This is a genomic window from Anaerolineae bacterium (assembly GCA_035529315.1).
GTDB lineage: Bacteria > Desulfobacterota > Desulfobacteria > Desulfobacterales > ETH-SRB1 > Desulfaltia.
In genome coordinates, this window is sequence record DATKWZ010000041.1 from 18,621 (window position 1) to 30,147 (window position 11,527).

Genomic DNA, 11,527 nt, shown 5'->3' on the forward strand with positions numbered 1-11,527 from the left:
CTATGGCTCACTTATGCATCAAGCATTCTTTTGTGCAATCGCCCTGCCCGCAGGCAGAAGGTCTCAAGCTTTGCATTTATCAGTTGCGGGAAAGGAGAACCGTCGCTTTCAATTGCCAGAAAAGGCAGATCTTCAATATTTGTCAGCATTTTTTGTAGCCGCTTATTATCAGGATCGGTCGCCAGCTTTCCTTTGCGATTCATTATCACATTCAGGATAGACTCCGAAAGACGGTTCGGCATACACCCAAACGGGCCTATGGCAATAGCGCCGCATGCATGAGAGGCCACCTCGGTTATAGTGCCTCCCACTGTAAGAACTGCTTCACCTGTCAGGTTCGGCGATATATAAGGCATGGCGTTGTTAATTATTTCTTCAATATCAATAGGTTCTGCGTGAACAAGCCCTGATCCGGATAAAATGGATTTAATAAGCTTTTCATATTGGGCCATATATTTCCTTTTGATTCCCAGTGCCAGCTTCTCCATTCTTGACAGCTTGTGTTCAGTAAGCCCCTTATCCATGATGTAGTCGGAATATAATATCCATTCAGCAACAGGTGAACAGACAACAGCAAATCCGCTTTTTGCCAGACGTCTTGTCAAATACTGGCGCGATATTGAATCCCTGCGGACAAATATTTCACCTATAAGGCAGATTACAGGCACCTCTTTTGGCGGAAGTTTCACAGAAATCCGGCTAAAATGCTCGGAAGCACGAACCAGCTGTTTTTCCAGTTTAGAAAAATCCCCTCTCTCTATCTCTTCCAATATCAGATTCCATTCCTCATTAAATATTCTCATCCCATCTTCGGTATCTGTTGCATTGGCTAATATCATTGACCGTATGTCTTCCATAACATCGGATATTACAACACTGCACCATGCTCTTAACTGGAAATCTTTTCCCAGGCCGGCATAAGAATTCTCTGATGTCAGTGAAAACATGGCTACATCCGGCAGTTCAAGCCTTTTTACAAGGTCCTCCATGAATATGTAATACTGCCCGAACCGGCATGGGCCTGATCCTGTAGGCATAAAGTAAATAAGAACCTCATTTTCCTTTTTTATGTTGTAAATATAGTTAAGCAATGTTCCTGTTGTAAGTATCAGCGGCAAACACTCCTTGCAGGAAGTGTTTGCGCGCCCGAGTTTCAATACCGCCTCATCAGACGGCGGATGAGCTATTGCATTGAACCCAAAGCCGCGAAATAGCGCTGCCAGCGATTCGGAGGAAATCCTGCCCATCGACGGGAACAGAAGCGTAACGCGCGGGTCACCGGCCGGCAGTATTTCACCGGAAGATGTTATCAAGTCAATCTTTCCTTTTCTCAATTCTATTTTAGCAGGAACAAAAGAGTGCTCCTTTTGAGGAATCATCTTCTCTGCCAGAAGCTGCCTGTAAACCGCGACAATATCAAGAAACGCCTCAACCCTGGTCTCAAGTCCGGCATCTGCCGTGTGGCTGTCCAGTTCAAGGGTCAGCGACGGTTTTTGCCCCATAAGACTCCTGAAATATCCTACTATGAATGAATCAGGGCCGCAGGAAAAGTTTGTTATATAAGTTCCAAACAGTTGAGGATGACTCTTAACAATCCTTGCCGCCTTTAATATGATCTGCCCCATTCCCCAGTACATATGGCGTTTCATTTTCTCATCATCAAATGCAAGAAAATCAAACGGTATTACCAGAACGCCCCTTGATGCAAGCTTGTTTGGAATTCCCATATGCGCTTCCTTAACAAATCCATTGTAAGGCCTTGCAAATATTACCACCGCTGTTTTATCCGGATCCTTTTCCAGCGCTTCAATAGCTTTATTACCGATCTTTTTCATCTCGGCAAAGCATTCCATCTGCTTCTTTAGGGCCTTTTCAAAAGCTTTTCCAGCCTCTTTTCTGCCGACACCCATCTTTACGGCTGTTTCAACAAGAGGCTTCTCTGCGGTTTCCAGCCCTTCTGTCAAATCAAGCAGCGGTGTCAATACCTTTGTCCCTCTGCTCTTAAGTTCATCCAGTTTTTTCCTGAATGTGGTCCTGAGATAAAATGTTTCACCCTGAACAAAAGGACAAACCTGTGAGCTTGCGTAACAGCTTTGAGCAGGAACAGCTTTAAAGTGAGGCAGGAATATGAACTCCGGAGGATTATTCATATAAATCAGTGCATAAAAAAAACCATGGGTCAATTCTGCAGGATAGCAAAAGGCCGCCTCTTTCTGATCCATTCCTTCTTTAAAAGGGGAATCAGGCACAACCGGCTCAAACCCCAGCTGAGTAAAAAATGTTGAATAAAGTGGATAAAAGGTGTTAACAAGGAAACTTCTGTTTATTCCGATTCTCCCCCTTTGTTTTTCCCTGCCGTCCTCAGGCAGTTTACCTCCATACTTATCAAAAATTAATTGCTGCCGGACACGAATAAGGTCAAGCTTTTCCACGGCATATTTCACCTTGTTCCGCAAATTATAGTATCTGTTGCAGGCTCCGCCAAAGGGATATTTCTTTCCTTCCAGTTTGATTAAAGCTATATTGCAGCGCCGGTCACATTTTTCCTTTCCACCTTTGCATATAAAGGATTTTCCGTATTCCACCTCACGGTCAAGCAAAGCCCTCAGGTCAAAGATCTTCTTTTCCATTAATCCTGTTTCAATCCTTTTCTTGACCTCAAGCGCGACACCAAAAGCGCCCATAAGCCCCGGCTCAGGAGGAACGACTATCGGCTTGCCCACAAGCGCGGCCATGGCAAAGGGAACCGCCCTGTTATAACAGACCCCTCCCTGCATAAACACCTTCTCTCCTACCGGCTTGTTCCCCTTAACCCTGTTTGAGTAGTTCATACAGATGGAATAGACCAGACCTGCTACAATATCCTCGTGCTTCACACCTTCGTGAATGGCATTCTTTATGTCGGATGCGATAAATGCGGCGCACTGGTCATTGAAATTAGGCGGATTCCTGCCTTTAAAAGCAATGTCGCCGATATCCTCCATTTTCACTCCCAGGGTCTCGTATGCGGACTCTTCCAGAAAAGAACCTGTGCCCGCGGAACAGGCTTCGTTCATCGCATAATCGGATGGCACGGCATTTGTGATATACGTATATTTGGCATCCTGTCCGCCTATCTCAAAGATTGTGTCCACCCTGGGGTCAAAATATACTGCCGCGGTCGCGTGGGCGATTATCTCATTGATAACCCCTTTTGTAAGCGCGTGGAGACCGGCTATCTGGCGGCCCGAGCCGGTAACACCCAGCCCTGTTATACTTATTTCATCAGGATTTACATTTTTACTTATCTGCTTAAGAATCGAATCATAACATTTACGGGAAGCTCCAACAGGGTCGCCGTCGGTGCGCAGATAAATGGACGCAAGGATTGCATTGTCTTCGACCCGCAGAAGAACCGCCTTTGTTGTAGTTGAACCAACGTCAAGCCCCAGTATGCATTCATCCCCCTGCCGGACATCCCCCATCGCGATGGTCTTGAATTCAACCATTTCTTTAAAATCCATAAGGGGCATAAGTGTGTCAAACGATGCGACTTCTGTTCTTAATAAATCCGACATTCCAGGAAATTCGGCGGTCTCATTTTCCAGCGCCCAGAGAGCAGCTCCAAGAGCTTCGAAATACGGAGCTTCCTCAGGAACAATAAGGCCCGCAATATCTTTGCGCAGATACTCAATCATCATCTGATTAAGAGCGGTGCCACCGACAATCATAATGTTTTTTCTTTGCACCTTTTTTAAAAGCTCAAATATTTTCTCCGCCATCATTTTGCAAAGCCCGGCGGTTACCTTTGATTTGGGAATGCCTTTGTTGGTTGCATGGGTGCAGTCGGATTTGCAAAAAACCGAACAACGCCCGGAAAGCTGATATGGCTCTTCCGTAACCGCCCACTTTGCCGCTTCTTTCAGCGTTACTTTCATTCTGCGTAACTGCTGAAGAAAGAATTCACCGGTTCCTGATGCGCACTTGTTGCCGGTCAAAACATTGGATATCTGCCCATGACCGTCCAGAACATATGCCATGAAGGTCTCCCCGCCTGCGGAAACAACTGCCGGACATGCAATATCCGCGGGTTTGACAAAACCATATGCATATTCCACTGCTTCAGGTTCAGATATGGATGACAGGTTTACAAAGTTACGAAATCTCCTTCCTGTCACAGCAATCCTGTCGTATGAATTCATGTCCAGCGAATTGAGAGCTGAAAGCAATGTCTGCTTTGGATTTCCCTCGTGTGAATGAAGTGAATATTTAACAAGACGGGGCTTTGTTTTGTTTTTCCCATCCCTGCCCTGCTCAAGCTCCATCCAGACAAGTGAAACTGTAGATGCCCCCAGACATATCCCAAGCGAATTTATATTACCGCGCATACTTCCTTTCTGACCTGATTGCTTATTTAAATTTTTATTTTATCCACACCGTCTCTCCAACCCTGGGCACAAGTACCGAAAAACCCTCATTTTCGAGCTGGTTGGCAAATAAAATCGACTGATCCTCTTCTCCATGAACTACAGCGATTCTCTTTATGCGTAAATTTGACTCCCTGATAAATCGAAGCATTTCATTTTTGTCGGCATGAGCGCTGAACCCGCCCAGCCTTGTAACATGGGCTTTAAGCGGATAAATTTTATTTAGGAATCTAAGCTGCGGAGGCGGATCCTTTCTGCCGGATTTCTCATATGATTCGCCGTTTTCCTGTATGCGACGGCCGAGAGTGTTTTGAGCCATATAACCGACAATAAGAACGGTGTTTTTTTCATTATGTATCTTATAACGCAGATGGTGCAAAATGCGTCCGGCCTCACACATCCCGGAAGCAGCAATAACAATATGCTGTTTTTCATCCCGCATGAGATCCATTGACTCATCAACAGATCCCACAAAACGGATCTGGTCAAACATAAAAGGGTTTTTGCCCTTCTTTAAAAAGACTTCATTGGTTTCCCTGTCATAAACTTCGGGATGTTCGCCGTAAACCCCTGTTAATTTAGTCGCAAGAGGGCTGTCAACATAAACCGGCCTCCGCGGCACTTCTCCCTCATCATAGAGTTCGTGAAGAAAATATACAATTTCCTGTGTGCGTCCGTATGCAAAACATGGTATTAAAACAGAACCACCCCGGTTGAAAGTATCGATAAGCACCTGCTTCAATTGTTGTTTTAAATCCTTCACCGGTTCGTGCAAACGATTGCCGTATGTGCTCTCCATAATCAGTAAATCTATGTCCCTGTCCTCTTCGTGAAAATTCAGGGTCGGATTTTTTAGTATCGGCGTATCAAATCTGCCTATATCACCGGTATAACAAATAGTATATGATCGGCCGTTTTCAATGGTTTTGATAATGGAAAAGGCTGATCCAAGAATGTGACCGGCATCATAAAAGGTACAGGTCGTATCCTTACCGATTGTTACAGATTGACGATATGGATAACCGTTAAAATATTTAAATGATTGCTGTGCCTCAAAAACAGTATATAGCGGCCGAACACCTTCCATATGGTATTTCTCAATATATTCGTTAATTTTTTCCGTGTTAAGAGCATTATGATTGCCCTTTAAAATTTTTCTTATTTTTTCATTGTCATGGCCTGATTTCTTTTTCTTATCCGAAGATGCCAGCAACCCATATAAATATGAACGGACGGTTTTATAATTAAGATAATTTGCATCCGATTCCTGAATATAAGCGGAATCATCCAGCAAATATTCACAGGCATCGGCCGTGGCTCGAGTGCAGATAATATTTCCGTTAAATCCATTTTTCGTCAGCAGGGGAATGCGGCCGGAATGGTCTATATGGGCATGCGAAAGCAGTACATTTGTGATAATCTGCGGGTCAAAAGAAAGCACTCTGTTCTTTTGTTCGGTCTCCTTCCGTCGTCCCTGAAACATTCCACAATCCAGCAGTATCCTGTCGGTCTCGGTTGCAACAAGATGCATCGATCCGGTGACTTCCCGGACCGCGCCATAAAATGTTACATGCATATCAATACTCCTTAATCCTCTAATCCCTTAATCCCTAATCCTTTAATCCTCTAATCCTTTAATCCTTTAATCCTTTAATCCTTTAATCCCTGACCACTGACCACTTAATATCATATAAACCTTTATTTACCGATGCAATATGCCCATTGAAAAAGAGATGCTCAACCAGCCAACTTTTATTCATATATTCTATGGCAAGATTATTTTCATCAATAATCTGCGCAATTTTGCATTTTGAAAGATCTTTCAGGCCTGCCCCTACAGCCTTAAGCACAGCCTCTTTGGCGGTCCAGTATCGAAAGAACAGCTTAAATTTATCTGTATCACCAAGCCCCCATTCTCTGTGATCCGCTATTTTCCTGAAAAGAGACTCTGAACATGTCCGTATTTCTTCTATATCAATGCCTATTCTTTCAGAAGCCACTACTGCAGCAACATATGCAGGTTTATGCGAAAGGGACCAGTAATTGTCTCCACAGGGCATGGGAGCGCCGTTTTTATCCTTAAAAAGCTCACCCAAATGAATGCGGCTCTTTTGGGCGGATATTTCAAGGGCATACCTCGCATGCCTGCTGAGATACAATGTCCTGTTTTTACCGGAAAGGGTTCTCTTATCATCAGGAACCGCAAGTATAACCGGATAAATAGAAGTCAAATTGATATACTCCTCGCAACTATTCAGTCGCAGATTGACACTGATCATCGCTGATATCATTCTGTAATCGTTCACGGTTCAAGGTTCACGGTTACTTGTATTTAAACCCATCTGCGTTCATCTGTGTCAATCTGCGGCCGAATAGTTATCTATTCTTCCGGATCATCCGGTTTTTTTAAAATAATTCTGCAGTCAGCCACGGTAGCCCCCTTTCCCTTTTCATGGGCCAGAAGCGGATTTATATCCAGCTCATCGATTTCCGGGTGGTTAATTGACATGTCTGAAAGGCTTACCATTGATTTTTCAAGAATTTCTATATCAACCTCCGGCCTTCCCCTGAAGCCCTGTAATAATTTATATCCTCTAATACCGCGGATCATTCTGCGGGATTCGTTTCTGCCGATAGGCGCTATGCGGAATACAACATCATGAAAAAGTTCAACAAATATTCCGCCGAGACCAAACATGAGCAATGGCCCGAAAACCGGTTGCCTGTTCATGCCAAGTATCACCTCTTCCCCACGCATGGCCATTTTTTGAATCAGCACCCCCTTTATTTCCGCGTTGGGATCATGCTGTTTAGCTTTTTCAACAATCTTATTAAAAGCCTTTTTTACCTCATCCCGGCTCTCAAGCCCCAACATGACTCCGCCGGCATCGGTTTTGTGCAGAATTTGCGGGGAGACAATTTTCATTACCACAGGAAAGGTGATGGTTTCGGCGATCTCTGCCGCTTCTTCCCCGGTTTCCGCAAGCTGTGTCGGCAATACATTAAAACCATAGCATTTAAGCAGTTCGATTCCATCCAGTTCGCCCAGACGGGTTTCCCCTGATTCAAGACAATTTTTAATAATATCGGCGGCACGCTCTTTATCGTGCTTTAATTCATATTGCGCAAAATGCTGCCGGTTCAACCACTTAAAATATCTATAAAGCGCTCCAAAAGCTTTTGCCGCATTTTCAGGAAACTTATAAACCGGATAACCATATTCCTGAAGATATCTTACTCCGGCGGAAACATCAACAACCCCCATAAAACAGCATAGGATAGGCTTGTGAGTACGCCTGGCAATTCTTATAATGGCTTCCGCTGTTCCAAGAACGTTCGTCATGGACTGAGGTGTGAGAATTACAAGGGCGCCGTCTACTCCATCATCATTTATTACAACGCTTAAGGCGTTTTCATAACGATCCGGCGCGGCATCTCCGATGATATCCACAGGATTATGAAGGTTTGCTGTAAATGGGAGATGGCTTGCAAGAGCATCAATCGTTTCCTGGTGAAATTTGGCAAGCGCGAGCCCGGACGACATAGTAATATCGGTAGCTATAATCCCCGGCCCTCCCGCATTTGTGACAATTGCGACCCTGTTGCCGTGAGGAATCTTCCTTGTGAGTTTTCCCAAAGCGCTTTCACTTTTATAGGCAAAAGCGATTGCAAAATCAAAAAGTTCATTAATTGAATCAACACGAATCATCCCGGTCTGCTGGAAAATCGCATCATACACCGCCTCAGCTCCGGACAGAGCCCCTGTATGGGACGCTGCTGCCCGGGCTCCAGCGCTTGTCCTTCCCGACTTTATGGCGAGTATAGGGGTCGGCCTGTTTCCGGAGGTAATCTCTTTCACGATCTCTATAAATTCCGGACCTCTTCGAAGCTCTTCCAGATACATCAAAATAACCCTTGTATCCATGTCTTCATGCAGGTAACGCAGGAGATCAAGCTCATCCACGTCTGCCTTGTTGCCTATGGAAATGAACTTTGAAAAGCCAAAATCCCTGTCAGCGGCAAAATCCAGAACAGCCGTGCATAATGCACCACTCTGGGAAATAAAGGAAATATTGCCGCTTGCAGGCATACGCGCCGAAAAGCTCGCGTTCAGACTTACCGAAGGAAGCGGGTTGATCACGCCAAGACAGTTTGGACCCACAAGGCGCACCCCTGCCTTTTTGCAAACAGCAGCTATCCTGTTTTCTATCTCCAGGCCTTCAGCACCCACTTCCCGAAAGCCGGCAGATACGATAACAATTCCCTTTACCCCCTTTATCACACTCTCTTCAACAGCCCTTAAGGCTAATTTGGGCTGAAGAATTATTATCGCAAGATCCACATCCCCGGGCACTTCCAGGATAGATGGATATGCCATTATATTTAAAACCGACTTGGCATTAGGATTAACAGGATAAAGTGTCCCCTGATAATTTCCGCTCAAGATATTGGCAAAAATATCGTGTCCAACCTTTCCGGACTTGGTGGACGCCCCTATAACGGCCACCGATTCCGGGGAAAAAATCGCATCAAGACCTTGCATATTCCCTCTCCAATTGTAATGGTTCAGCTACAAAAACACTAAGGCACCAAGATTATAATATAATTTTCTTAAAAATTCATATTTTAGGAATCGAAGGATGTCACTACTTTTAATTCCTCAATTTATCAATCACATCTCTCTTTTGTGCCTTTGTGGCTTAGTGGCTGGCCTTTTACCTCCATTTTAATTTTCAAAGCCTCATCATACACCATGTTTTTAGGAAGATTATATTTCTTTGCTATCTCTTTTGCTATATCGGACAGGCCGCCTTTTGCCGATGCCAGCCTCTTTTTTATTTCCTCTCCTACCTTTTCCACGGAAATATCTTTATTTTCCTCTTCTCCGGCCACAAGAAGTGTGCATTCTCCCTTTATTGACGGACGACTTTTCAACGATCTGAGAATGTCGGATAAATTACCCCTGACAAACTCCTCATAAAGCTTGGTCATCTCACGGCATAATACACCTTTTCTGTCGCCTATATTCAATATTATTTCCTCTAAAAGTGCCTGCATGCGCCTTGGAGATTCATAAAATATTATTGTTTTTTGCTCAAAAACCAGTTTCCTCAACTGCTCAAGCCGCTTTCCCTTTTTTTTAGCCGGAAAGCCGATAAAAACAAAGGAATCGGTCGGCATTCCAGCAACACTGATGGCGGCAACGGCTGCAGACACACCGGGTATGGGAATAACTCTTATATCCTTTTCTATAGCCGCCTTTATTAATTGATAGCCGGGATCAGACACAGTCGGCGTCCCGGCATCCGACACAAGCGCGACCGATAACCCGGAGTTAAGTTTATCAAGCAGGTTCTTCGTGCGTTCCCTTTCATTATGTTCATGATAAGAAATAAGACGGCGTTTAATATTATGATGAGATAGAAGTCTTAATGTATGCCTTGTATCCTCTGCGGCGATAAAATCAACTCTTCCCAGGACATTGAGGGCTCTTAAAGTGATATCCTCCATGTTGCCGATAGGGGTGGCAATAACATAAAGATCCCCTTTTTTGCGGGGCTGTTCAGGATTATTTGTAGGCAAGTTCAAAGGCATTTTTGATTATCTTAATGTTTGGCCTCTCTTTTGCTTTTATTGCTTTTGTTGCTTCTGTTGAATTTGTTGAATTAATAGCCACCACGTCAAACCTGGCCTTTGTATTGCTTTGTTTTGTGGATTTGAGATAATATAAAGCTACCATTGAAATTTTTCTCTGTTTTTTGGGGGTTACCGCCAATTCAGGACGACCGAACCGGCTGGATTTTCTGGCTTTTACCTCTATAAAGACAAGGGTTTCCCCCTGTTTTGCTATTATGTCGATTTCGCCGAGTTTAGTGCGGTAATTTAGCTCAATTATCCTGTATCCCTGCTTTTTAAGGCAATCAACGGCAACAGATTCACCTTTTTCGCCGAATTTCTGATCTCTCGTTGTCATAACAATCCCCTTAATCCTAATCCCTGACAACTATCAATTGAGCTTTTTGCTTAATCAGGTTTAAAATATAATATTATTAAAACAAAATCAATACAGGATTATTGTTTGGGAAAAAGCTTTTTTGTAAAATATTTTTTTGTGATATAAAAATAATTATGGTTGTCATTGAATCATCAGGCATTACAGACATCGGCAAAAAAAGAAAAAATAATGAGGATTGCCTGTTTCTGGATGATGACCAGAGGCTTTATGTGGTAGCCGACGGCATGGGAGGGCACCAGGCCGGCGAAACGGCAAGCAAGCTTGTGGTTGAAACAATTCAAAACCACATGAAGCGGTCTGGAAAAGAGAAAGGAGGAATGGCCGATCAGCTCCTCTCCAGCATCCATCTGGCCAACCATGTGGTATCTCATGCCTCGTGCGATATAAACTCATACCAGGGGATGGGCTCCACTGTATCGGCCGTCTGTTTCACCGACAATACCATCATTGCAGCCAACGTAGGCGACAGCCCCATATATCTTGTGCGTGACAAAAGTATAAAGCTTCTGTCCGTAACCCACAATCTTCTTGCCGAACAGACAGCTATCAACACGGAAGGAGCAAAGTATCTGAGCGGCTCATTCAAACACATACTCACCCGCGCCATAGGAATTGGAAAAACAGTAAGGCCTGATATCTGCGAAATTCAGTGTTTCAAAGATGATGCCCTGGTTATTAGTTCCGACGGCTTAAGCGATAAGGTCTCTTTGGAAGAAATACTTGCGGTTGTTAATAAAGAAAAGCCGGATAAAGCCTGTAAAACGCTGGTGGATCTGGCTAATAAATATGGGGGAGACGACAACATTACTATTATTATATTAAATGTAAAAATGGTAAATAATGCTTGAATGAAAAGTATTATTTACAATACTGGCAATAGGTTCAGCTTATTTACTCAAGTTTCGCACCCTTGATTTCTATCAAAGTCAAGGCGGTAAAGGAGCCAAATTCAATTTTTCAAGCAAAATGATTTATCTGTCTTTTTTAACCAGCACTCCATGACTTGTGCCAAGGACAGGCACAAAGGATATATAACTTACTGAACTCATACGTGGTTTCAAACAGTGTATTAATGTTTGTGATTGGTGCCGTTGTCGAAGCTTAA

7 protein-coding genes are annotated in these 11,527 nt (G+C 43.8%); 1 reads left to right on the forward strand and 6 read right to left on the reverse strand.

Annotated elements, in window-relative coordinates; translation table 11 throughout:
- Positions 1–11 precede the first annotated feature (11 nt).
- The 6 genes from VMW78_07990 to VMW78_08015 all read right to left on the reverse strand — a co-directional run bounded on the left by VMW78_07990 (position 12) and on the right by VMW78_08015 (position 10,380).
- Positions 12–4,367: an acyl-CoA dehydratase activase gene (locus VMW78_07990; protein ID HUV50942.1), complete on the reverse strand. Its 4,356-nt coding sequence runs from the start codon at positions 4,365–4,367 to the stop codon at positions 12–14.
- Between the two features lie 34 nt (positions 4,368–4,401).
- Positions 4,402–5,982, reverse strand: coding sequence for an MBL fold metallo-hydrolase RNA specificity domain-containing protein (locus VMW78_07995; protein ID HUV50943.1), 1,581 nt, complete (start codon positions 5,980–5,982; stop codon positions 4,402–4,404).
- 82 nt (positions 5,983–6,064) lie between these two features.
- Complete coding sequence (locus VMW78_08000) at positions 6,065–6,637, reverse strand: 4'-phosphopantetheinyl transferase superfamily protein (protein ID HUV50944.1); 573 nt, start codon at positions 6,635–6,637, stop codon at positions 6,065–6,067.
- 149 nt (positions 6,638–6,786) lie between these two features.
- Positions 6,787–8,949 (reverse strand): acetate--CoA ligase family protein, encoded by a 2,163-nt coding sequence (locus VMW78_08005; GenBank protein ID HUV50945.1) that lies wholly within the window; start codon positions 8,947–8,949, stop codon positions 6,787–6,789.
- A gap of 125 nt (positions 8,950–9,074) precedes the next feature.
- Positions 9,075–10,001 (reverse strand): 16S rRNA (cytidine(1402)-2'-O)-methyltransferase, encoded by a 927-nt coding sequence (gene rsmI / locus VMW78_08010; protein ID HUV50946.1) that lies wholly within the window; start codon positions 9,999–10,001, stop codon positions 9,075–9,077.
- A complete protein-coding gene (locus VMW78_08015; GenBank protein HUV50947.1) occupies positions 9,976–10,380 on the reverse strand; it encodes a YraN family protein in 405 nt (134 codons plus the stop codon). Before VMW78_08015 ends, rsmI begins: the two co-directional genes overlap by 26 nt.
- Before the next feature lie 155 nt (positions 10,381–10,535).
- Between VMW78_08015 and VMW78_08020 the strand changes: the two genes are divergently transcribed.
- Entirely contained in the window at positions 10,536–11,270 is a 735-nt protein-coding gene (locus tag VMW78_08020; protein ID HUV50948.1) for a protein phosphatase 2C domain-containing protein, read from the forward strand.
- Positions 11,271–11,527: the final 257 nt, after the last annotated feature.

What these genes read in the sequence shown, in the direction of transcription:
- VMW78_07990 (HUV50942.1), bottom strand. Translation starts at nt 4,367, where the DNA reads ATGCGCGGTAATATAAATTCGCTTGGGATATGTCTGGGGGCATCTACA.
- rsmI (HUV50946.1), bottom strand. Translation starts at nt 10,001, where the DNA reads ATGCCTTTGAACTTGCCTACAAATAATCCTGAACAGCCCCGCAAAAAA.
- VMW78_08015 (HUV50947.1), bottom strand. Translation starts at nt 10,380, where the DNA reads ATGACAACGAGAGATCAGAAATTCGGCGAAAAAGGTGAATCTGTTGCC.
- VMW78_08020 (HUV50948.1), top strand. Translation starts at nt 10,536, where the DNA reads ATGGTTGTCATTGAATCATCAGGCATTACAGACATCGGCAAAAAAAGA.
- VMW78_07995 (HUV50943.1), bottom strand. Translation starts at nt 5,982, where the DNA reads ATGCATGTAACATTTTATGGCGCGGTCCGGGAAGTCACCGGATCGATG.
- VMW78_08005 (HUV50945.1), bottom strand. Translation starts at nt 8,949, where the DNA reads ATGCAAGGTCTTGATGCGATTTTTTCCCCGGAATCGGTGGCCGTTATA.